The 20947-nt window shown below is 67.9% G+C and carries 21 protein-coding genes; 11 read left to right on the plus strand and 10 right to left on the minus strand.

What is annotated here, in order from left to right; all coding sequences use genetic code 11:
- Positions 1-12 precede the first annotated feature (12 nt).
- Both AC3IR9_RS03480 and AC3IR9_RS03485 read right to left on the minus strand, forming a co-directional pair.
- Positions 13-2499, minus strand: coding sequence for an ABC transporter permease (locus tag AC3IR9_RS03480; RefSeq protein ID WP_489294076.1), 2487 nt, complete (start codon positions 2497-2499; stop codon positions 13-15).
- Positions 2496-3098: an ABC transporter ATP-binding protein gene (locus AC3IR9_RS03485; protein ID WP_489294077.1), complete on the minus strand. Its 603-nt coding sequence runs from the start codon at positions 3096-3098 to the stop codon at positions 2496-2498. The genes AC3IR9_RS03480 and AC3IR9_RS03485 overlap by 4 nt, the downstream gene beginning before the upstream one ends.
- A 120-nt stretch (positions 3099-3218) precedes the next feature.
- Between AC3IR9_RS03485 and AC3IR9_RS03490 the strand changes: the two genes are divergently transcribed.
- The 3 genes from AC3IR9_RS03490 (at position 3219) to AC3IR9_RS03500 (ending at position 6097) form a co-directional block, all read left to right on the plus strand.
- Positions 3219-3869 carry an arylesterase gene (locus AC3IR9_RS03490; protein ID WP_489294078.1) on the plus strand — a complete coding sequence of 217 codons (651 nt, stop codon included), beginning with the start codon at positions 3219-3221 and terminating at the stop codon, positions 3867-3869.
- An 89-nt stretch (positions 3870-3958) separates the two neighbouring features.
- Positions 3959-4672 carry a response regulator transcription factor gene (locus AC3IR9_RS03495; RefSeq protein ID WP_019182442.1) on the plus strand — a complete coding sequence of 238 codons (714 nt, stop codon included), beginning with the start codon at positions 3959-3961 and terminating at the stop codon, positions 4670-4672.
- Positions 4673-4825: 153 nt separating this feature from the next.
- Complete coding sequence (locus tag AC3IR9_RS03500) at positions 4826-6097, plus strand: sensor histidine kinase (protein WP_489294080.1); 1272 nt, start codon at positions 4826-4828, stop codon at positions 6095-6097.
- Positions 6098-6576: 479 nt separating this feature from the next.
- On the opposite strand, the gene AC3IR9_RS03505 is transcribed toward AC3IR9_RS03500, so the two are convergent.
- A complete protein-coding gene (locus AC3IR9_RS03505) occupies positions 6577-7281 on the minus strand; it encodes an SGNH/GDSL hydrolase family protein (RefSeq protein WP_489294081.1) in 705 nt (234 codons plus the stop codon).
- 241 nt (positions 7282-7522) lie between these two features.
- Between AC3IR9_RS03505 and AC3IR9_RS03510 the strand changes: the two genes are divergently transcribed.
- The 8 genes from AC3IR9_RS03510 (at position 7523) to AC3IR9_RS03545 (ending at position 13166) form a co-directional block, all read left to right on the plus strand.
- Positions 7523-7903, plus strand: coding sequence for a diacylglycerol kinase (locus AC3IR9_RS03510; protein ID WP_489294082.1), 381 nt, complete (start codon positions 7523-7525; stop codon positions 7901-7903).
- A 38-nt stretch (positions 7904-7941) separates the two neighbouring features.
- Positions 7942-8691, plus strand: coding sequence for a TerC family protein (locus tag AC3IR9_RS03515; RefSeq protein ID WP_489294084.1), 750 nt, complete (start codon positions 7942-7944; stop codon positions 8689-8691).
- 211 nt (positions 8692-8902) lie between these two features.
- Complete coding sequence (locus tag AC3IR9_RS03520; RefSeq protein WP_489294086.1) at positions 8903-9544, plus strand: LemA family protein; 642 nt, start codon at positions 8903-8905, stop codon at positions 9542-9544.
- A gap of 10 nt (positions 9545-9554) precedes the next feature.
- The gene (locus tag AC3IR9_RS03525; protein WP_489294087.1) at positions 9555-10445 is read left to right on the plus strand and encodes a TPM domain-containing protein; all 891 of its coding nucleotides are present in this window, start codon (positions 9555-9557) and stop codon (positions 10443-10445) included.
- Positions 10445-10933 (plus strand): TPM domain-containing protein, encoded by a 489-nt coding sequence (locus AC3IR9_RS03530; RefSeq protein WP_489294089.1) that lies wholly within the window; start codon positions 10445-10447, stop codon positions 10931-10933. Before AC3IR9_RS03525 ends, AC3IR9_RS03530 begins: the two co-directional genes overlap by 1 nt.
- A 51-nt stretch (positions 10934-10984) precedes the next feature.
- Entirely contained in the window at positions 10985-11875 is an 891-nt protein-coding gene (gene lgt / locus AC3IR9_RS03535) for a prolipoprotein diacylglyceryl transferase (RefSeq protein ID WP_489294091.1), read from the plus strand.
- The gene (locus AC3IR9_RS03540; protein ID WP_489294093.1) at positions 11872-12666 is read left to right on the plus strand and encodes a thymidylate synthase; all 795 of its coding nucleotides are present in this window, start codon (positions 11872-11874) and stop codon (positions 12664-12666) included. The genes lgt and AC3IR9_RS03540 overlap by 4 nt, the downstream gene beginning before the upstream one ends.
- Positions 12667-12671: 5 nt before the next feature.
- Positions 12672-13166, plus strand: a complete 495-nt coding sequence (locus AC3IR9_RS03545) for a dihydrofolate reductase (RefSeq protein WP_489295685.1) — start codon at positions 12672-12674, stop codon at positions 13164-13166.
- 66 nt (positions 13167-13232) lie between these two features.
- Here the strand turns inward: AC3IR9_RS03545 and AC3IR9_RS03550 are convergent, their stop codons facing one another.
- From AC3IR9_RS03550 to lptD, 7 genes are read right to left on the minus strand one after another with little or no spacing between them, the layout of a single operon-like run.
- Positions 13233-13871, minus strand: a complete 639-nt coding sequence (locus tag AC3IR9_RS03550; protein ID WP_489295687.1) for a DUF1287 domain-containing protein — start codon at positions 13869-13871, stop codon at positions 13233-13235.
- Positions 13871-14878: a symmetrical bis(5'-nucleosyl)-tetraphosphatase gene (locus tag AC3IR9_RS03555; protein ID WP_489294095.1), complete on the minus strand. Its 1008-nt coding sequence runs from the start codon at positions 14876-14878 to the stop codon at positions 13871-13873. Before AC3IR9_RS03555 ends, AC3IR9_RS03550 begins: the two co-directional genes overlap by 1 nt.
- Positions 14879-14891: 13 nt before the next feature.
- A complete protein-coding gene (apaG, locus tag AC3IR9_RS03560; protein WP_489294096.1) occupies positions 14892-15275 on the minus strand; it encodes a Co2+/Mg2+ efflux protein ApaG in 384 nt (127 codons plus the stop codon).
- 9 nt (positions 15276-15284) lie between these two features.
- Complete coding sequence (gene rsmA, locus AC3IR9_RS03565) at positions 15285-16106, minus strand: 16S rRNA (adenine(1518)-N(6)/adenine(1519)-N(6))-dimethyltransferase RsmA (RefSeq protein ID WP_489294097.1); 822 nt, start codon at positions 16104-16106, stop codon at positions 15285-15287.
- On the minus strand, positions 16103-17083 hold the full coding sequence (gene pdxA / locus AC3IR9_RS03570; protein WP_489294098.1) for a 4-hydroxythreonine-4-phosphate dehydrogenase PdxA: 981 nt from the start codon (positions 17081-17083) through the stop codon (positions 16103-16105). Before pdxA ends, rsmA begins: the two co-directional genes overlap by 4 nt.
- Before the next feature lie 10 nt (positions 17084-17093).
- Complete coding sequence (locus AC3IR9_RS03575) at positions 17094-18449, minus strand: peptidylprolyl isomerase (RefSeq protein WP_489294099.1); 1356 nt, start codon at positions 18447-18449, stop codon at positions 17094-17096.
- Positions 18446-20893: an LPS-assembly protein LptD gene (gene lptD, locus AC3IR9_RS03580; RefSeq protein WP_489294101.1), complete on the minus strand. Its 2448-nt coding sequence runs from the start codon at positions 20891-20893 to the stop codon at positions 18446-18448. Before lptD ends, AC3IR9_RS03575 begins: the two co-directional genes overlap by 4 nt.
- Between the last annotated feature and the right edge of the window lie 54 nt (positions 20894-20947).

Below are 20947 nucleotides of genomic sequence, written 5' to 3' on the forward strand. Positions count from 1 at the left end.
CCCCGGCGCCGCTCACACCTCGCGCAGCGCCAGCGCCGGCGGCGTATGCAGGATCCGCCGCGTGCCCCACCAGCCGGCCAGCATGCTCAACGCCATGCCCAGCGCACCGCCGGCCAGCAGCGCCAGCCACGGCGGGCTCAGGGTCAGCTCGAACACCTGCCGGGCCACCACGCTGCCCAGCAGCGCCGCGGTGCCCACCGCCAGCAGTGCCGACAACAGCCCCAGCGCACCGAACTCCACCAGCACCGCGCCGCGCAGCTGGGTGCGCGTGGCCCCCAGCGTGCGCAGTACCGCGCTGTCGTAACGGCGCTCGCCCGCAGTGGCCTGCAGTGCCGCCAGCAGCACCAGCAACCCGGCCAGCAGGCTGAAGCCCATCACCAGCTGCACCGCCTGGCTGACCCGGTCCACCACCTCGCGCACCCGCTGCAGGATGCTGTCGATGTCCAGCAGCGAAATGTTGGGGTACTCGCGGGTCAGCGCCGCCAGCTGCGGTGCCTGCGCCTTGGGCAGGTGGAAGGCGGTGATCAGGTTGTACGGCGCATCGCCGACCGCACCTTCGTTGAGCAGCAGGAAGAAATTGACCCGGAACGAATCCCAGTCGGCCTTGCGGATGCTGGTCACGGTGAAATGGCGTTGCTGCTCGCCCATCTGCAGGGTGACCTTGTCGCCCAGTTTCATCCCGTAGCGTTCGGCCCAGCCCTGCTCGATCGACGCCTCGGCCGCGGTACTGCCCGGCGCCCAGTAGCGCCCGCTCAACAGCGTGTTGGCCGCGGGGAAGTCATGCCGCCAGGAGAAGTTGACCGGGCGGTTGGCGTCGTCGTCGTCGTTGCTGTTGTCTTCGCGCTGCTGCCGCTGGGGCGGGCGATCGTTGACCGACAGCAGGCGCCCGGTACTGAACGGCTCGATCCCCGGCGCGGCCACGCCCAGGCCCTGCAGGGTGGTTATCACCGCATCGCGCTGTTCGGGCTGGATGTTCATCAGGAAGTAGTTGGGCGTATCCACCGGCAGGCGGTCGCGCCATTGCGCCAGCAGCCCCGGCCCGATCACCGCCAGCAACAACAGCGCGCACAGCGACAGCGACAACCCCACCAGCTGCATCACCGCCAGGCCACGGCGCCGGGTCAGTGCCGCCAAGCCCAGCTTCCAGCGCCCACGCAGGCGCGGTTGCAGCCCGCGCAGCAGCCACAGCAACAGGGCGCCCAGGCCGCCGGCCAGCGCCGCCAGCGCCGCCAGCCCACCGAGCACCCAGGCGGCGAGCTTCACATCGCCGGTGGCCTGCACGGTCAGTGCCACCGTGGCCGCCAGCGCAGCCGCATACACCAGTACCGAACTGGGCGGCAGCGCGGCGAAACTGCGGTTGAGCACGCGCATCGGCGGCACGCTGCGCAGCCGCAGCAGCGGCGGCAGGCCGAAGCCAAGCAGCAGCGCCAGCCCGATCCCGGCCCCGCTCAGCGCCGGGGTGGCCTGCGGCAACGGCAGCCGGTTGGGGATCAACCCGCCCAGCGCCTGCACCAGTCCGGCCTGCGCGGCCATGCCCAGCCCGATACCGACCAGGCAGGCCGGTACCGCCAGCATCACCAGCTGCAGCGCCATCGCCGTCAGGATGTCGCGCTGGCGCGCGCCCAGGCAGCGCAGCACGGCCACCTGGTCGATCCGGCGCAGTGCGAAGCGGTTGGCGGCCAGCGCGGTAGCCACGCCGGCCAGCAGCACGGCCAGCAGCGCGGCCAGCGAGAGGAAGCGACCGGCCAGGTCGAACGCCCCGCGGACCCCGCGCTGCGCATCGGCGATGCCGACGATGCGGTAGCCGGTGGCCTGCGGTGCCAGCCATTGGCGGAAATCGGCGATCGCCTGCGCATCGCCGGCGAACATCATGCGGTAGGACGCGCGGCTGCCTGGTCCGAGCAGGCCGGCGGCCTCCACGTCGGCCCGGTTGACCAGCAGCGGCGGCGACAGCTGCATCAGTTCGCCGGAGGTGTCCGGCTCGGCCTGCAGCACCCGGGTGACGGTGAGGCTGCCGGCGCCGAACTCCAGCGCATCGCCTACCGCCAGCCCCAGCGCCTGCATCAGCCGTGGATCGGCGTAGGCTTGGCCCGGTGGCGGGGTGCCGGCAGTCTCGGTGGCGCTGTCATGCAGCGCCCGGCTGACCTGCAGTTGCCCGCGCAGCGGGTAGCCATCGCTGACGGCCTTGATGTTGGCCATCTGGCTGGCCTCGCCATGGAACAACACGCTGGGGAAGCTGACCAAGCGTGTGTTGGCCAGGCCGCGCGCCTGCGCGGCATCGGCGAAGCGCGTGGGAATGTCCTCGCGCCCACTCAGGCCCAGGTCGCCGCCGAGCATCTCCGCGGCGCTGCCGGTCAAGGCCAGCGTGACCCGGTTGACCAGCGTGCCCACTGCGGTCATCACCGCAACGCCCAGCACCAGCGCCGCGAACACGGTCAGCAGGTCGCCGGCCAGGAACTCACGGCGCAGTGCGCGCGCGGCATGCTTGACGACATTCATGCGGGCACGCCGGTGGTGCTGTCCACCAGGCGCCCGCCATCCAGCCGGTACACGCGCTCGCAGCGCTGCGCCAGGCGCAGGTCGTGGGTGACCAGTACCAGGGTGGTGTCGCTGGTGGCGTTGAGGGCGAACAGCAGGTCGCTGATCTGCTGGCCGGTGGCCTGGTCCAGGCTGCCGGTGGGTTCGTCGGCGAACAGGATGCGCGGCTTGGCCACGAACGCGCGTGCCAGTGCCACGCGTTGCTGCTCGCCGCCGGACAGCTGGCGCGGGTAGTGGCGGGCACGATGGGTGAGCCCGACCTGTTGCAGCACCTCGCGCACGCGCGCGGGATCTTCGCGCCCGGCCAGTTCCAGCGGCAGCGCGATGTTTTCCTCGGCGGTCAGTGCCGGCAGCAGGTGGAAGCTCTGGAACACAAAGCCCACCTCGCGTGCGCGCAGCTGCGCGCGGGCTTCTTCATCGAGCGTGTTGAGGTCTGCACCGGCCAGGCGGATCTGGCCCCGGGTGGGCAGGTCCAACCCGGCCAGCAGGCCGAGCAGGGTGGTCTTGCCCGAACCTGAAGCACCGACGATGGCGATGCTCTCGCCTTCATGGACGGTCATGCCAATGTTGTCCAGTATGTGGACTTCACCCTCCGGGCCACGCGCGGATTTGCCTACATCAAGGGCGGCGATGGCGACGGGCGCGCTGCGGGGGGACAGGCTGTCGATGAGGATTCTCCAATGTATCGAGCAATGTGGACGGGCCGTGCGGCCCTGATGGTCTGGCTGCTGGCAGGATTGATGCTGGCGCCGTTGCTCGCCTGTGCCAAAGGTGCAGACACCCGCAACGCGGTGCTGGTGGTCGGCGACAGCCTCAGTGCCGCCCACAATATCCCGGTCGAATCGGGCTGGGTAAACCTGCTTCAGCAGCGGGTTAAGCAACGGGTCAAGCCAAGCCCGGCGATCATCAATGCCAGCATCAGCGGCGAAACCACGGCAGGGGCACTGACCCGTCTGCCCGGGCTGCTGGACAAGCACCGGCCGTCGGTGGTGGTGATCGAGCTGGGCGGCAACGATGCCCTGCGCGGGCTCAGCCCGGCGCAGCTGCGCGGCAATCTGGAAAAGATGATCCTCGCCAGCCAGAAGGCCGGGGCCCGGGTGCTGCTGCTGGGCATCGACGTGCCCCCCAACTATGGCCCGGCCTACCGCCAGCGGCTCAAGGACGTGTACGCGGGGCTGGCCAGCCAGTACAAGCTGGCCCTGCTGCCGTTCCTGCTGGAGGGGGTCGCCCTGCAGCCGGGCCTGATGCAGTCCGATGGCCTGCATCCGACCGCCGCCGGCCAGCCACGGGTGCTGGAAAACGTGTGGCCGCACCTGCAACCGTTGCTATGACGGCCGCTTTGCTTCGGATGTGAGCGAATTCACACCGCGTCCACTGCCGATGCGGCATGTTTCACAAAGCTGAAGAAAAAGGGAATCCCATGCGTCAGACAAAGGAAACCTCCGGCCTGGTGCTGGTGGTCGAGGACAACCGCAATATTTCCGAGATGATCGGCGAATACCTGGAAGGTCGCGGGTTCGAGGTCGACTATGCCCAGGACGGGCTGGACGGCTACCGCCTGGCGGCCGAGAACAGCTATGACGTGGTGGTGCTGGACCTGATGCTGCCGCGTCTGGACGGTATCGAGGTCTGCCGGCGCCTGCGCAACGACGCCCGCAAGTCGACCCCGGTGCTGATGCTGACCGCGCGCGACACGCTGGACGACAAGTTGACCGGGCTGGGCTTCGGTGCCGACGATTACCTGACCAAGCCGTTCGCCATCCAGGAGCTGGAAGCGCGCCTGCGTGCGCTGATCCGCCGTGAGCGTCGCCAGGTGGGGTCGGAAGTGCTCAAGGTCGCCGACCTGGTGCTGGACCCGGTGAGCATGCGCGCTACCCGCGCCGGCACCGAGCTGCAGCTGTCGCCGATCGGGCTGCGCCTGCTGACCATCCTGATGCGCGAATCGCCCCGCGTGGTGACCCGCCAGGAGATCGAGCGCGAGATCTGGGGCAACGGGCTGCCCGATTCGGACACCCTGCGCAGCCATCTGTACAACCTGCGCAAGATCATCGACAAGCCCTTCGACCGCCCGCTGCTGCATACCGTGCAGAGCGCCGGCTACCGCATTGCCGACATCGCCCAGCCGATGAGCTGATGCCACGCGAGGTGGCAGGGCAGTGACCAGACGGGCCCCGCAGGGCCCTGATCGAGGCGACGACCCGGCCTTTGCCGGGTCGTTGTCGTTTCTTGCACGATGGAATCACGGCGCGGTTTCCTATAATCGCGGCGAACCGCCCTGGACCCCGTAATGCCGCACGGTCTGCCGCGCAAGATACGCATCGTCTTCATCCTCCAAGCCGTGCTGGCCAGCCTTGGCATCCTGCTGGGTGCCTGGCTGGTGTCGTTGGTGATCAAGCACAGCCTGGTCAGCAGCGCGCTGAAGGAGGAGGCGGCGTATTACTGGCAGCTGCACGACGCCTCGGCGATGCAGCCGCCACCGAACACGCAGAACATCCGCGGCTACCTGTTGGAGACCGGGCAGTCGCCGTTGGCGCTGCCGGCCAACCTGCGCACGCTGCCCCCCGGATTCCATGAACTCAAGGCCGACGACCAGCTGGTGCTGGTGGATGCGCGGCCGGAGGGGCGGTTGTACCTGGTGTTCCTGCGCTCGCGGGCGGAGATGCTGGCGTTCTGGTTCGGGATCGTGCCGGTGCTGCTGACGTTGCTGGCGGTGTACGGCGCCTCGTGGATCACCTACCGGGCCTCCAAGCGGCTGGTATCGCCGGTGAACTGGCTGGCGCGGCGGGTCTCGCGCTGGAATCCGGGCCACCCGGAGGCGGTGGACCTGGCACCGGAGAAGCTGCCGGCGGACATGCAGGGCGAGACGCGGCAGTTGGCGGCGGCGTTGCATTCGTTGGCCACCCGGGTGACCGCGCACGTGGCGCGCGAGCGCAACTTCACCCGCGATGCTAGCCATGAGCTGCGCACGCCGTTGACGGTGATCCGGGTTGCCAGCGACATGGCATTGGCCGATCCGGAGCTGTCGCCGCGCTTGAGCCGCAGCCTCAACCGGATCCAGCGGGCGGGTCGCGACATGGAGGCGGTGATCGATGCCTTCCTGATCCTGGCGCGCGAGGCGGATGTGGAGCCGCAGGTGGAGTTGTTCGATGTCAACGACATCGTGCGGTACGAGGTGGACAATGCACGCGAGCTGCTGGCGGGGCGGCCGGTGCAGATTTTCCTGCACAGTGCCGGCGCGGTGCAGTTGCATGCGCCGCCACGGGTGCTGCAGGTGGTGGTGAGCAATCTGCTGCGCAATGCATGCAGCTATACCGATGAGGGGCGCATCGATGTGGATGTGCTGGACGATCGGGTGGTGGTGCGCGACACCGGCATCGGGATGTCGGCCGAGGCATTGGGACGCGCGTTCGAGCCGTTCTACCGGGCCGAGCCGACGCGCCCGCAGGGCACGGGGTTGGGGCTGTCGATCGTGCGGCGGTTGTGCGACCGGTTCGGCTGGAAAGTTACGTTGAGCAGCGAGCCGGGGAAGGGGACGCAGGCGTCGGTTGCGTTTCGGTAGTTGCGGCAAACGGCAACCACAACCACAACCACAACCACAACCACAACCGCATGCGTTCATGGCGCCAGAGTTCGGGTCGGGGTGGGTGGGTTGGCGGGACACGCCGTAAACCCATCCTTGGGGGCTCGTGGGCCGCATCCATGCGGCCCAACGGTCCCGCCAACCCACCCACCCCGACCCATGACAGTGGGTCGGCGCGTCGGGGGAGGGCAAGAGCAGCCGGGCAGAGCCGGCTCTACCGCCGGGGTGCTACCGATGCATGCCCGCTCTGGTAGGTGCCGACCGTTGGTCGGCACGCCTTTCTCCTCCACCCACCAGCCAACTGTCGGGGGCTGGTGGCGGTGGGTTGGTGGGACCCTCCACCGCATGGATGCGGTGGCGGAGCTTACATGGATGTACTTGCAGCGTGTCCCACCAACCCGCCGCCGCCAGCCCAGCTCGATAGAACAGTAGTCTGCCGTTGCAGTTGCTTCAAAAAATCAATCGCAATGCACCTTCGGCACCAACGCCTTCCGCCAGATCGCATACCCCTCCGGCGTCATATGCAGCATGTCCTCGCGGAACAACGCCGCACGTGGCTGCCCGTCCGCGCCCAGCATCGGCGTGTAGATGTCGGTGAAGCCGGTGTTCGGCAGCGTGGCCAGTGCCTGCTTGATCAGGCCGTTGGCCTCCATCACCGCCGGCAGCAGTTGCGCGCGCGACGGGCTGGGCTTGATCGAAATCACCTCCACCGTGGTCCTGGGCAGGTCGCGGTGTACCCGCTGCACGAAGGCCACCACATCGTCGCGGACCTGCACCGCGCTGCGGCCGCTGTTGAGGTCGTTGTCGCCGGCATAGAAGAACACCTTGCAGGGTGCGTAGGGCACCACGATGCGGTCGGCATACCAGGTGCTGTCGCGCACTTCGGACCCGCCGAAGCCACGGTTGAACACCGGCTGCCCCGGGAAGTCGCTCGCCAGCGTGTCCCACATCCGGATCGACGAGCTGCCGATGAACTCGATCCCACCGCGCGGCGGGGGCAGGGCCGCGTCGGCCTGGGCGAAGCTGGCCATGTCCTGTGCCCAGGCCACGTTGGACACCTCGGCCGGCACCTGCGGTGGCTTGGCCGGGGACAGCGCCAGCGCCGGCAGGGCAGCGCACAGCGCCAGGGCGAGCAGCAGGGGGCGGGGACGGCGATACGGCATGTTCAGGCTCCTTGGCACGATGCCCTGCGGGCGGGCAGATCAGTGAAATCCCATCATAGAAGCTGCCGCCCGCCGCTGCTTTACCGTCCGGGGCGGACCGCCCTTGCGGCCGCCTTCGACGATGGTCCGACAGGCTTGTGGCAAAATGACCGATTGCCTGCCCATTCAGCCCTGCCCATGACCGCCTGCCGCGTGCTGTTTCCCCCGTCCTGGCCCGCCCTTGACCCCGGAGCGTGCCCACGTGGCTGATCAAATAGGGCATATGCCGCGCGGCCCCAAGCGCATCTTCAAAGCCGCCATCTGGTCCTGGCAGGGGTTGCGCGCCGCCTGGCTGCACGAGTCCTCGTTCCGGCTGGAGGTCTACCTGCTGGTGCTGCTGGCCCCGCTCGCGCTGTGGCTGGGCCAGACCCCGGTCGAGCGCGCGTTGATGATCGGCTCGATGCTGCTGGTGCTGGCCATGGAACTGGCCAACTCGGCCATCGAAGCGGTGATCGAACGCTACGGCGCCGAGTTCCATGAGCTTGCCGGCCGCGCCAAGGACATGGGCTCGGCCGCCGTGTTCGTGTTGATGATGAACGTCCTGCTGTGCTGGGGCCTGATCCTGTGGCCGCGTTTTTTCTGAGCGCCCCCGCTCATTCCCCTTTGTAAGGATCCACCTGCATGTATCTTGAACTGCTGTCCGACCCCAACGTCTGGCTGACCTTGTTGACCTTGAGCGCGCTTGAAATCGTGCTCGGCATCGACAACCTGGTGTTCATCTCCATCGCCGTCAGCAAGCTGCCCGAAGCGCGCCGCCCGTTCGCGCGCAAACTCGGTATCGCCGTGGCCTGCATCACCCGCATCCTGCTGTTGGTGTCGCTGGCCTACCTGGCGCACATGGAAGCCAACCTGTTCACCGTGGCCGGCGTGGGCATCTCCATCCGCGACCTGGTGCTGATCCTCGGCGGCCTGTTCCTGATCATCAAGGGCGGCATGGAAATCCGCGAGCTGATCACCGGCGGCGAAGACGAAGACCCCACCACCACCAAGGCCTCGGCGGTGTTCGGCATGGTGATCCTGCAGATCGCCATCATCGACATCGTGTTCTCGCTGGACTCGGTGATCACCGCCGTCGGCATCGCCGACCACGTCCCGGTGATGGTCGCCGCGATCCTGCTCTCGGTCGCGGTGATGCTGCTGGCGGCCAACCCGCTGGGTCGCTTCATCGATGCCAACCCCACCGTGAAGATGCTGGCGCTGGCCTTCATCCTGCTGATCGGCGCAGTGCTGATCCTGGACGGGCTGGGCGTGCACGTGCCCAAGCCGTACATCTACGCCGCGATGGGCTTCTCGGTGCTGGTGGAATGGCTGAACCTGCTGATGCGCCGCCGCGCCGTGGCCCACCACGTGCCGGGTGCCGGCAACTGGTGACAGGGTCGCGCGCGCCGGGAATATGCGGACCAACGGTCCGCACCTACCGGGCCGCACGCCGCCGGCCGCGGGATGCCGAACAACACCGGTAGGTGTCGACCGTTGGTCGACACGCCCCGGAGGCCACCCGGGCCCCCGTCGCACCTACATCGGCTTGACGGCAAACGTGGCATGCTCCGGCGCTGAATCCATCGCCGCCCCGGAGCCGACCATGCGTACGTTCTCCCGCCTGTTGCTGCTGGCCGTGCTGGCCACCCTGTTGTCCGGTTGTGGCTACAACGCCATCCAGCAGAAGGACGAGCAGGTCAAGGCCGGTTGGGCCGAAGTGCTCAACCAGTACAAGCGCCGCGCCGACCTGATCCCCAACCTGGTGCAGACCGTGGAAGGCTATGCCAACCAGGAACGCCAGGTGCTCACCGACGTCACCAACGCGCGTGCCCGGGTTGGCCAGGTCAACGTGAATGCCGATGATGCCGACTCGCTCAAACAGTTCCAGCAGGCCCAGGGCGAACTGAGCGGTGCGCTGTCGCGGTTGCTGGTGGTCACCGAAAACTACCCGAACCTGAAATCCGACCAGGGCTTCCGCGACCTGCAGGCGCAGCTGGAAGGCACTGAAAACCGCATCACCGTGGCGCGTGGCCGCTACATCGAGATGGTGCAGGACTACAACACCTACCTGCGCCAGTTCCCGCAGCTGATCACCGCCAAGCTCTTCGGCTATGCGGTCAAGCCCAACTTCAGCGTGGACAACGAAGCGCAGATCTCCCAGCCGCCGGCGGTCAAGTTCGGTGCGCAGGCCCCGGCTCCGGCTCCTGCGGCGCAGACTCCGCCGGCGCCGCAGCCGGCGCACTGAGCCGGTGACCATGCGCCTGCTGCTGCGCGGCCTGCTGCTGTTGGCCCTGAGCCTGGCCCTGCCGGCCGGGGCGCAGGGCGACGCAGCGATTCCGCCGATGGACTCGCCGGTGGTGGACACCACCGGCACCCTGGATGCCGCGCAGAAGCAGGCGCTGGAAGCCCAGGCGCTGGCGCTGCAACAGCGCAAGGGCAGCCAACTGCAGATCCTGATGGTGCCCAGCACCGCGCCGGAGTCGATCGAGCAGTACACCCAACGGGTGTTCGAGCAGTGGCAGATCGGTCGCAAGGGCGTGGATGACGGCGTGCTGCTGGTGGTGGCCAAGGACGACCGCCGCGTGCGCATCGAACCCGGTTACGGGCTGGAGGGGGCCATTCCCGATGCGATCGCCAACCGCGTCATCCAGGAATACCTGGCCCCGCGTTTCCGCGACAACGACTATGCCGGCGGGCTGGCCGACGCTACCGGCGCGCTGGTCAAGGTGATCGACGGCGAGTCCCTGCCGGCACCGGTCAGCACCCACCGTGCCACCGGCAATCCCGATGGCGATGGCTGGACCTTCGCGCTGGTGATCGGCTTCTTCGTCGGCAGCTTCCTGCGCGCCATCCTGGGCTGGTTGCCACGCCCGGTGCGCGCGCTGCTCGGCGGTGGCGGCGCGGCGCTGGCCGCCTTCCTGTTCACCTCGTTGTGGCTGGCCAGCGGCCTGGCCGGCCTGATCGGCCTGTTTGTCGGGCTGTCCTCGGGCCGCAGCGGCGCCTTTGCCCGCACCGGTGGCTGGGGCGGCGGTGGCGGCTGGGGCGGGGGAGGCGGTTTTGGTGGCGGCGGTGGCTTCGGCGGCGGTGGCGGCTGGGGTGGCGGCGGTGGACGTTCCGGGGGCGGTGGCGCCTCGGGGGGCTGGTGATGCGCTGGTTGCGGCACCTGTTCGCGCCCTCCCTGCGCCGGGCGTTCCCGTCGGCGCGCCTGCAGGCGATCACCGATGCGATCACCACCGGTGAGCGCCGCCACGGCGGCCAGGTGATGTTCGCCGTGGAGGCCGACCTGCCACTGCGGGCGTTGTGGCAGCGGGTCAGCCCACGCCAGCGTGCCGAACATGCCTTCGCCCAGCTGCGCACCTGGGACACCGAACACAACAACGGCGTGCTGGTCTACCTGCTGCTGGCCGACCACGCCATCGAACTGGTGGCCGACCGCGGCCTGCGCGGCAGGATCGGTGAGGCGCAGTGGCAGCAGATCTGCGCGCACATGCAGCAGCGCCTGCGCCAGGGCGACCGGCACGCGGCGGTGCTGCTGGCCATCGAGGAGATTTCCGACCTGCTGGCCGGGCACTATCCGCCGATCGCCGGGTCCAAGGATGACGGCCTGCCGAACACGCCCCAGCTGCTTGGTTGAGGTGGGGCGGCTGTACCCCGAGAATAGCCGCTTACCTGCAAGGCATCGCCCATGATCTATTTCCACGACATCGACCCCATCGCCATCTCGCTCGGGCCGATCAAGGTGCATTGGTACGGCATCATGTACCTGCTCGGCTTCACTGCGGCCTGGTGGCTGGGGCGCAGGCGGATCGCGGCCGGGCGCCTGCCCGGGGTGGATGCCAACGGGTTCTCCGACCTGCTGTTCTACGCCATGCTCGGCGTGGTGGTCGGCGGGCGCGTGGGCTACATGCTGTTCTATGCGCTGGGCGATTTCCTGCACAACCCGCTGCTGCTGTTCAAGGTATGGGATGGCGGCATGAGCTTCCACGGCGGCCTGCTCGGGGTGCTGTTCGCGGCGTGGTGGTGGTCGCGCAAGCACCGCCTGCACCTGTTTGATACCCTCGATTTCGTCGCCCCGCTGGTACCGCTGGGGCTGGGCTTCGGCCGCATCGGCAACTTCATCGGCGCCGAGCTGTGGGGCAAATACACCGGCGGCAGCTGGGGCGTGGTGTTTCCCAGTGGCCTGCCGGCGCCGTTGAACGGGCTGGACATGGCCACGCTCAAGGCCGAGTTCGCCACCGGTGCGCTCAACCCGTACGCGCGCCATCCCTCGCAGCTGTATGAAGCGCTGCTGGAAGGGCTGGTGATGTTCGTGGTGCTGTGGGCGGTGTCGGCCAAGCCGCGCCATCGCTACGTGATCGGGGGCCTGTTCGCGCTGCTGTATGGCCTGTTCCGCTTCGCCGTGGAGTTCGTGCGCATGCCCGACAACGGCGTTTACGTCGCCTTCGACTGGCTGACCCGTGGCCAGATCCTGTGCGTGCCGCTGATCGCCTTCGGCTTGGTGCTGCTGGCGATGTCGCGCCGCGCCCCGGTGCTGCAGCCGGTGCTGCCGGTAGCTGGCGCAGAGGGCAAGGCATGAAGCCCTACCTGGACCTGCTCCAGCACGTGCTGGAACACGGCGCGGAAAAGTCCGACCGCACCGGTACCGGCACGCGCAGCGTGTTCGGCTGGCAGATGCGCTTCAACCTGGCCGATGGGTTCCCGCTGGTCACCACCAAGAAGGTGCACCTGCGGTCGATCGTCCACGAGCTGCTGTGGTTCCTGAAGGGCGATACCAACATCGGGTATCTGAAGGACCACCAGGTGCGGATCTGGGACGAGTGGGCCGATGCCAATGGCGACCTCGGCCCTGTGTATGGCAAGCAGTGGCGCAGTTGGGCCACCGCCGATGGCGGCAGCATCGACCAGATGCAGTGGCTGGTGGAAGAGATCAAACGCAACCCGGATTCCCGTCGGCTGGTGGTCAGTGCCTGGAACGTGGGCGAGCTGTCGCAGATGGCGTTGATGCCGTGCCACAACCTGTTCCAGTTCTACGTGCTGGACGGCAAGCTCAGCTGCCAGCTGTACCAGCGCAGCGGCGACATCTTCCTCGGCGTGCCGTTCAACATCGCCAGCTACGCGCTGCTTACCCACATGGTGGCGCAGGCGACCGGGCTGGGCGTGGGTGATTTCGTGCATACCCTGGGCGACGCGCACCTGTACTCCAATCACTACGAACAGGCGCGCGAACAGTTGTCGCGTAGCCCACGCGCGCTGCCGACGCTGTGGTTGAACCCGGCGGTGACCGACCTGTTCGGCTTCCAGTTCGACGACATCCGCGTCGATGGCTACGACCCGCACCCGGCCATCAAGGCACCGGTGGCGGTGTGAGTGCCATCAAGCTTTCGCTGATCGCAGCGCTGGATCGCACCCACGGCATCGGCCACGACAACCAGCTGCCGTGGCAGTTGCCCGATGACCTCAAGCGCTTCAAGGCGCTGACCCTGGGCAAACCGATCCTGATGGGGCGCAAGACCGCGCAGTCGCTGGGCCGGGCGTTGCCTGGCCGGCCCAACCTGGTACTGACCCGCAGCGGCCAGGTGCCGTTCGAGAGTATGCAGGCGGTGGCGTCGGTGGACGACGCATTGGCCTTCGCTGCTGCCAACGGCGCCGACGAACTGTGCGTGATCGGCGGCGGCGAGATCTATCGGCTGACGATGGCCCAGGCCACCGACCTGCACCTGACCTGGGTGGACACCACGGTGGCCGCCGACACCCATTTCCCGCCGGTCGATCCGACGTTGTGGGTGGAGGTGGCGCGCGAACACCACCCGGCCGATGCGCGCCATTCGGCGGCGTTCGACTTCGTGGATTACACCCGCCGCCGATAACGCCGGGCGTGGGCCCGGCATGCCCACGCCGGCGCGCATCGAAAGGCAGCCGGGCAGAGCCCGGCGCTACGCTGGCGGCCGGTAATGGCCGATGATGGTATGGGCGAACAACAGGTCTTCTTCCTGCGTGCCGCGCGCGATGTTGTGCAGCACCAGCGGGGTGCCGTCGCTGCGCTGCCGGTCCGAGACGATCCCCACATGCAGCAGTCCGTTGCCGGTGAGCTTCCAGGCCACGATGTCGCCGGCGGCATAGTCGCTGGCGCGTGCCGACGCGTGCTGCTGCCAGCCGTGGCGCTCGAACCAGCGCATCAGGTTGGGCACGCGGCGATGGTCGATGTTGCGGTCCGGGCGGGACAGCCCCCACAGCGCCGGATAGGCGCTGAAATGGCCGCGCATGTCTTCATGGATACGCTGCTGCAGGTCCAGGCCCTGCACGCGCAGCGCACGCACGATCACATCGGTGCACACGCCACGGTCGAGCGCGACGTCGCCCCCCGGATAGCCCAGTACGGTGTAGGCCGGGTCGTAACGCACGGTCTGCCCGATCTGGGCGCGTGCGGCCGCCACCAGCGGTGGTGAGGCCGTCACCGGCGCCGATGCAGTCGGGCGGTCCTCGGCGACATCGCCCGCCGGTGCGGGAACGCGCTGGCAGGCTGTGGCCGAAGCGACCAGCAGGCCGACCAGCAGCCACTGCCGGGCCCGGATCACGCCGGGGTCGGGGTGCTGCCGCCGGTGTCGCCGGCCGGTTCCGGGGCACGCCGCGGTGGCTGCCCGCGTGGCCCGCGCTCGCGGCGCTGGCCCTGCTGGGGTTGGCGCGGCGGACGGCCGTTGGCGTGATCGCCTTCGCCGGCCGAGCGTCGTGCCGGCGCACGCGGCGGGTTCACCGGACGCGGTACATCGCGCCCCGGTACCTGCACCACGCGCAGTTCCTCGGTGTCCAGCTGCAGCGCGGTCAGCTTGCCGCCCCACACCGCGCCGGTATCGATGGCGTGCACGCCCTGGGTGATGGTCAGGCCGAGCGCGGACCAATGGCCGCACACGATCTTCAAATCGCGCTCGACCCGGCCCGGCACTTCAAACCAGGGGTACAGGCCCTGTTCCTGGGTGCCCGGCGTCCCCTTGTCTTCGATCCCGATCCGGCCGCGTGGGGTGCAGTAACGCATCCGCGTGAACAGGTTGATGATCGCGCGCGAACGGTCGTAGCCGGACAGGCCCGGCGACCAGACGGGCTTGTCGCCGTACATGTTGCGGAACAGCTTGCGATAGCCGCTGCCGTGCAGCTGCACTTCCACTTCGCGGGCGTGCTTCTCGGCCAGCTGGGTCGTCCACTTCGGGGCCAGCCCGGCATGCACCATCATCCAGCCCAGTTCGCGGTCCACATGCACCAGCTTCTGCAGGCGCAGCCATTCCAGCAGCACGTCGCGGTCCTCGGCCTGCACGATGCGCAGCAGGTCCGGGTTGACCTTGCGCTGCTCTTCCTCGGTGCGTGCACCCACGGCCAGCAACGATAGATCGTGGTTGCCCAGCACCACCACGCTGCTCTCGCGCAGCGAGTGGACCAGGCGCAGGGTCTCCAGCGACTGCCCGCCGCGGTTGACCAGGTCGCCGCAGAACCACAGCGTATCGGCCGCGGGGTCGAAGCGGATTTTTTCCAGCAACCGCTGGGTGACGTCGTAGCAGCCCTGCAGGTCGCCGATGGCCCAGACACTCATGCGTGCGCCTCCATCAGTGCAGTGTGCGAGGAACGGTCAACACGAACGGCGCGATCGGCGCGGCGAACTCGGTGCCATCGTCGGCCACCATGTCGTAGTGCCCCTGCATCGTGCCGTGTTCGGTTTCCAGCATGACACCGGAGGTGTAACGGAAGTCTTCACCCGGGCGCAGCCGTGGCTGCTCGCCGATCACCCCGTCGCCGTCCACATGTTCGGTGCGGCCGTTGGCATCGGTGATGCGCCAGTGGCGCGCGACCAGGCGCGCGGCGACGCGGCCGCGGTTGTGGATGCGGATCGTGTAGGCGAACGCGTAGCGCCCGTCCTCCGGCGTGGACTGGTCGTCGAGGAAACGCGGGGCGACCTCGACCGAGATCGCATAGTTTGCAGCGTCGTTCATGCGGGCAGTTTAGAGGGTGTCGGGTGCGTGCGGAACGTTGGCCAGGGCAATGAACTGCGCCACCTCCAACTGCTCGGCCCGCGCATCGCTGCGTACCCCGGCCGCCTCGAACTGCTCGGCCGTGACCACGTTGCTGAGTGCGTTGCGCAGGGTCTTGCGGCGCTGGCCGAACGCGGCACGGACCACCTCGGCGAAACGCTTGCGGTCCAGGATGCCGACCGTGGCCGGATCACGCGGAACCAGCCGCACGACGGCCGAGTCGACCTTCGGCGGCGGCCGGAACGCGCCTGGCGGCACCACGAACAGCGAGGTCACCTTGCACCAGGCCTGCAGCATCACGCTCAGGCGGCCATAGACCTTGCTGCCCGGATCGGCGGCCATGCGGTCGACCACTTCCTTCTGCAGCATGAAGTGCATGTCGCGGATCACCGTGGCGTGCTCCATGGCATGGAACAGGATCGGCGAAGAGATGTTGTAGGGCAGGTTGCCGACCAGGCGGATCTGCCCCCCGGCGGCCAGCGCGGTGAAATCCACCTGCAGCACGTCGCGGTGGATGATGGTCAGCTCGCCCAGCGGTTCGGCCGCGGCAGTCAGCGGCGCGATCAGGTCGCGATCGAATTCGATCACGGTCAGGCGTGGATGGCGGCGCAGCAACGGCAGGGTGATCGCACCCTGGCCCGGGCCGATCTCGACCAGGCGGTCGTCGTCTTTCGGGCTGACCGCCAGCACGATCTTGTCGATATAGCTGCGGTCGGCCAGGAAGTGCTGGCCGAGCTGCTTTTTGGGCGGCGCGGTGAACCCGCCAGCCGAGGAGGAATACGAGGAAGTCATGGCGTCAGTGTACGTTGCCGCGCCAGCTGGGCACACAGCGCAGTGGCGGCGAGGAGGCTGGAAGGGTCGGCAATGCCACGGCCGGCCAGGTCCAGTGCGGTGCCGTGGTCGACCGCAACGCGCGGGTAGGGCAGGCCCAGGGTGATGTTGACGGCCTGTTCAAAGCCGCTGTATTTGAGGACCGGCAGGCCCTGGTCGTGGTACATCGCCAGCACCGCGTCGAAGCCGGCCAGCTTGGCCGGCAGGAAGGCGGTGTCGGCCGGCAGCGGGCCGATCAGGTCCATGCCCTCGGCGCGCAGGCGCGCCAGCAGCGGAATGATCAGGTCCAGCTCTTCCCGGCCCAAGTGGCCGTCTTCGCCGGCATGCGGGTTCAGCCCGAGCACGGCGATGCGCGGGGCGGCGATGCCGAACTGCCGGCGCAGGGCGTCGTGCACGGTATGCAGGGTGCGGGCCAGGCCGTCGCGGGTGATCGCGTCGGCTACCGCGCGCAGCGGCAGGTGGGTGGTGGCCAGGGCCACGCGCACGATGTCGTTGGCCAGCATCATCACCACCTGCACGCCGGCCTGGTCGGCCAGCAGCTCGGTGGTGCCGCTGTAGGCGATGCCGCCCTGGTTGATCACGGCCTTGTGCACCGGGCCGGTCACCACCCCCTGCAGCTCGCCGGACAGGCAGGCCTGGCCGGCCTGCAGCAGGGCGCCGATCACCGCGCTGGCGTTGGCCGGGTCGGTGTGGCCGAAGCGCGAGGGGGTGGCATTGCCTACTGCGCGCAACGGCAGATCGCCCGGCTGGCGGGCGATGGCGTCTTCAGGCAGGAGCTGCAGTGGCAGCGACAGCGCCGCGGCAGCGGCGTGCAGGGTGTGCGGGTCGGCAAAAGCAAGCAGCCGGCAATCGGTGCGCGGCTGCTGTGCCAGTCGTACGCAGAGTTCCGGGCCGATCCCGGCGGGCTCGCCCGGTACCAGAGCGAGCTGCGGGATCATCGGCCGGTACTCAGGACTTCGGCGGGGTAGGGGTGGCAGCGCCTTCGGCGCCGTCAGCACTGCCGGTGCGCAGGTTCACGTAGGCTTCGCCACGCAGTTCCTGCAGGTAGCGGTTGTACTCTTCTTCCAGCTTGCGGCGACCAATGGTCTCGCGGATCTGGGCGCGCTCGTTGTCGGTGGTGGAATCGGTCTGGCGCGTGGCAACGCGCTGCACGATGTGCCAGCCGGCATCGGTGCGGAACGGCTGGCTGACGCCGCCGTCGGCCACGCCGGACACCTGCTTGCCGAATTCCGGACCGAACGCATCGACCGGGAACCAGCCCAGGTCACCGCCCTGGCCCTTGCTGTTGTTGTCCTCGGAGGACTCCTTGGCAACCGCGTCGAATTCGGCACCGCCGGCGATGCGTGCACGCAGGGTGTCGATCTTGGCCTTCGCCGCCGCGTTGTCCTGCTGGTCGGTGATGCGCACCAGGATATGGCGACCGTGGTACTCGGTGATGGTCTGGCCGCCGGCAGCGGCGCTGGCATCGCGCACTTCCACCAGCTTCAGCAGCTGGAAGCCGCTCGGGCCGCGGATCGGGCCGACTACATCGCCGGCCTTCATCTGGGTCATCATCTGCGCGAACGCATTGGGGATTTCATCCAGCGAGCGCCAGCCCAGGTCGCCGCCTTCCAGCGCGTTGGGGCTGTCGGAGTAGCGCACCGCAGCGGCGTTGAAATCCAGCTCACGCTTGTCCAGCAGCGCCTTGACGCCATCGGCCTTCTTCTGGCCGGTGCCGATCTGCTCGGCGGTGGCGCCTTCGGGCAGCGCGATCAGGATGTGCGCCAGGTGGTACTGGGTGCCCACGTTGGCCTGCTGCTTCAGCGCGGCATCCACTTCACCTTCGCTGACGCTGATGCGGCTCTGCGCGAAGCTCTGGCGCAGGCGCTGCACGGTGATTTCATCGCGCACCGAATTGCGGAAGTCGTTGAAATCGATGCCGTCATGGGCCAGGCGCTGGCGCAGGGCGTCCAGGTTGGAGCCGTTCTGCTGGGCGATCGCGTTCAGGGCCTGGTTGAGTTCCTGGTCGCTGATCTTGATCCCGCTGCTTTCGGCACGGGCCACCTGCAGCTTGACCAGGACCAGGCGTTCAAGCACCTGGCGGCTGAGCACGTCTTCGGGCGGCAGCTGGGCCTCGCGGCCGGCGTACTGCGCCTTGATGTTCTGGACCGCACGGTCCAGTTCGCTCTGCAGCACGACGTCTTCATCGACGATGGCGGCAATACGGTCCAGCGGCTGGGCCTGCTGGGCCTGCACCTGCAACGGTGCCGAGACGGTGGAAACCGCAAGCAGGGAAGCGAGTAGAACAGGGAAGGTCTTGGTCATGGGATCAGGTTCGGATCGTAGTCTTCGCGGTCAGCGCCAGTATTGCTGGGCGGCACGAGATAGAGGTCGTCTCGGTAGTACCCGAGAATAGCACGGCGCAAGGTGCGGTCCGTGTTCTGGCCAATGGAGCTCAAGCCCTTGAGCACGAACTCGATCTGGAAGGAGTTGTTGAGTTCGCCCTCGCGGTTGCGGACGTAGCGGCGGGCGATGGCGCGGACCGCCAGGCAGCAGCTGTCCCACTGCACGCCACCGATGATTTCCAGTGGAGCCTTGTCTTCCAGGGAGTAGTAGTAACGCCCCACCACGCTCCAGGTCGGGCTGATCGGGTACAGGAAGGACAGGTCCACCTGTTCCAGCAGGGTACGTTCTTCCTTGGTCGCGGTGGCCGAGGCCAGTGCGTTCAGGCGGTGGCGGTAGGTCAGGTTGACCACGCCGTCGTTGGACATCAGGTAGCGCGCACGCACGCTGGCCAGGTCCTCACGCTTGTACTTGGGGTCCCACTGGTAGGTGGCGCCCAGGTTCCAGCGGTCGTTGATGGCGTAATTGGCATCGGCGATCCAGGCCGACTTGCCCTTCTCCACCTGGCTCGGATTGTTGGGCAGGGTCACCTTCGAATCATCGAAGTACAGGATCTGGCCGATGCTGCCGGAGAAGCGCTCGCGGCCGGTGGTCTGGTCGATGAAACGGGTGCTCAAGGCCATGGTCAGCTGGTTGGCATCGTTCTGGCGGTCGGCGCCGGTATAGCGCGAATCGCGGAACAGCTGGCCCCAGCTGAAGGTGAAATCACGGGTGTCGAAGATCGGCAGGTCGCTCTGGTCGCGGTAAGGCGTGCGCAGGTAGAACAGGCGCGGCTCCAGCGTATGCAGGAACGATTTACCGCCCAGGGTGGTCTCGCGGTCGAAGAACATGCCCGCGTCCAGGCTGGCCACCGGCAGGCTGCGGCTGGGCGAGGTGTTGCCGCGCAGCTGGTCCGGGGTCGGGTTGGTGATGCCGGCGGCGGTCAGGTTCTGCAGGCGGATCTGGTCGGCCAGGCCCTGGTCCAGGTCGTAGGCGGTATAGCGCCACGCCACGGTGGGGGTGACATACCAGGACGGGCCGCTGAAGGGCATCGACACGTACGGCTTGATGTCCAGGCGCGAGCCGTTGAAGCGCGGCAGCACCTGGCCGGTGCGCTCGTACTCGCCGGCGGCGTCGAACTTGACGTTGACGTCGTCATGGGTGAACCGCACCGCTTCGGCGTAGACGCCGGTTTCCAGCCACGGCAGCAGCGGCTTGTCCCAGGTGAAGAACGCGCGCGGCTGACGCGCATAGGGCAGGGCGTCTTCGTTGAGGGTGTAGTCGGTGAGCTGCCAGTAATCGGCCATCAGGCCGCTGGTCCAGTTTTCACCGGTGCCGTAGATGCCGACCTGGCTCTGCAGGTTGGAGGCGGTCACGCCCAGCAGCTTGCTGGAGAAATCCTCGGTGTAGCGCTCGTCGCTGACCCAGGCCAGGTTGGCGCGGGCCTGCCAGTGGTCGTTGATGTTGTGGTAGCCGTTGAACTCGACCTGCCCACGGTCCTTGTCGCGCAGCTTGTCGTTGGGCAGGTAGGCGGTGTGCAGCTCGCCGCGGCCACCGTCGTACAGATAGCGGAATTCATTGTCGAGCATGAAACCGCGCTTGCTCATGTAGCGCGGGGTCAAGGTGTCGTCGTAGTTCGGCGCCAGGTTGAAGTAGATCGGCTGGGCGTAATCGAAGCCGTTGCGCCCGGACAGGCCCAGCTCCGGGTACAGCAGGCCGGTCTGGCGACGGTCGTCGATCGGAAACTTGAAGTAGGGCGCCCACAGCACCGGCACCTTGCCGATGCGCAGGATCGCATTGCGTGCGGTGCCGAAGCCTTCGTCGTTGTCCACTTCGATCTGCGGCGCCGACAGCGTCCAGACCGGCTGGGACGGGTCGCAGGTGGTGTAGGTGGAGCGGTGCATCTGCCCGACCGCCCCCTGCAGGTCGACCGATTCGGCGCCGCCGTTGCCGCGCCGGGAGACCAGCTGGTAACGGATGTCGCTGATCTTGTGGGTGTCCGCTTCCTGGTTGCCTTCGGCACGCTTGGCCACCATCCGGATCGAGGAATCCTGGTAGCGGACGTTGCCCTCGGCGATGTAGTTGCCGCTTTCGGTATCGAAACTCAGGTGGTCGGTGCCCAGGAACTGGTCGCCGCGCTTGAGCGCCACGTTGCCCTGGTACTGCGGCACCGTGGAGGTACCAAACAGCTGGTCGCCCTCGATGTCGGTGTCCTGTTGGTCACGGGCGGCGGCCGCCGCCTTGTCGGGCTTGGGGGCATCGGAGAACACGGGCAACACATCGGTGGCCGGGCACAGGCCCCAGTTCACCGGTTTGTCGTCGGCCATGGCCGGCAGGCAGATGGCGATGCTCAGGGGGAGAGGCAGCAGGCGGAGGGCTCGGCGCACGCGGGAGTCGGATTCAGACGAAAACGGATCGTAGCTTGCCCCATCCCTTGCATA

The organism is Stenotrophomonas sp. GL_101 (assembly GCF_057835675.1).

What these genes read in the sequence shown, in the direction of transcription:
- AC3IR9_RS03555 (WP_489294095.1), bottom strand. Translation starts at nt 14,878, where the DNA reads ATGAGTGTCTGGGCCATCGGCGACCTGCAGGGCTGCTACGACGTCACC.
- AC3IR9_RS03495 (WP_019182442.1), top strand. Translation starts at nt 3,959, where the DNA reads ATGCGTCAGACAAAGGAAACCTCCGGCCTGGTGCTGGTGGTCGAGGAC.
- AC3IR9_RS03500 (WP_489294080.1), top strand. Translation starts at nt 4,826, where the DNA reads ATGCCGCACGGTCTGCCGCGCAAGATACGCATCGTCTTCATCCTCCAA.
- AC3IR9_RS03490 (WP_489294078.1), top strand. Translation starts at nt 3,219, where the DNA reads ATGTATCGAGCAATGTGGACGGGCCGTGCGGCCCTGATGGTCTGGCTG.
- AC3IR9_RS03540 (WP_489294093.1), top strand. Translation starts at nt 11,872, where the DNA reads ATGAAGCCCTACCTGGACCTGCTCCAGCACGTGCTGGAACACGGCGCG.
- AC3IR9_RS03515 (WP_489294084.1), top strand. Translation starts at nt 7,942, where the DNA reads ATGTATCTTGAACTGCTGTCCGACCCCAACGTCTGGCTGACCTTGTTG.
- AC3IR9_RS03525 (WP_489294087.1), top strand. Translation starts at nt 9,555, where the DNA reads ATGCGCCTGCTGCTGCGCGGCCTGCTGCTGTTGGCCCTGAGCCTGGCC.
- AC3IR9_RS03480 (WP_489294076.1), bottom strand. Translation starts at nt 2,499, where the DNA reads ATGAATGTCGTCAAGCATGCCGCGCGCGCACTGCGCCGTGAGTTCCTG.
- AC3IR9_RS03575 (WP_489294099.1), bottom strand. Translation starts at nt 18,449, where the DNA reads ATGACCAAGACCTTCCCTGTTCTACTCGCTTCCCTGCTTGCGGTTTCC.
- apaG (WP_489294096.1), bottom strand. Translation starts at nt 15,275, where the DNA reads ATGAACGACGCTGCAAACTATGCGATCTCGGTCGAGGTCGCCCCGCGT.
- rsmA (WP_489294097.1), bottom strand. Translation starts at nt 16,106, where the DNA reads ATGACTTCCTCGTATTCCTCCTCGGCTGGCGGGTTCACCGCGCCGCCC.
- AC3IR9_RS03520 (WP_489294086.1), top strand. Translation starts at nt 8,903, where the DNA reads ATGCGTACGTTCTCCCGCCTGTTGCTGCTGGCCGTGCTGGCCACCCTG.
- AC3IR9_RS03505 (WP_489294081.1), bottom strand. Translation starts at nt 7,281, where the DNA reads ATGCCGTATCGCCGTCCCCGCCCCCTGCTGCTCGCCCTGGCGCTGTGC.
- AC3IR9_RS03530 (WP_489294089.1), top strand. Translation starts at nt 10,445, where the DNA reads ATGCGCTGGTTGCGGCACCTGTTCGCGCCCTCCCTGCGCCGGGCGTTC.
- pdxA (WP_489294098.1), bottom strand. Translation starts at nt 17,083, where the DNA reads ATGATCCCGCAGCTCGCTCTGGTACCGGGCGAGCCCGCCGGGATCGGC.
- AC3IR9_RS03485 (WP_489294077.1), bottom strand. Translation starts at nt 3,098, where the DNA reads ATGACCGTCCATGAAGGCGAGAGCATCGCCATCGTCGGTGCTTCAGGT.
- lgt (WP_489294091.1), top strand. Translation starts at nt 10,985, where the DNA reads ATGATCTATTTCCACGACATCGACCCCATCGCCATCTCGCTCGGGCCG.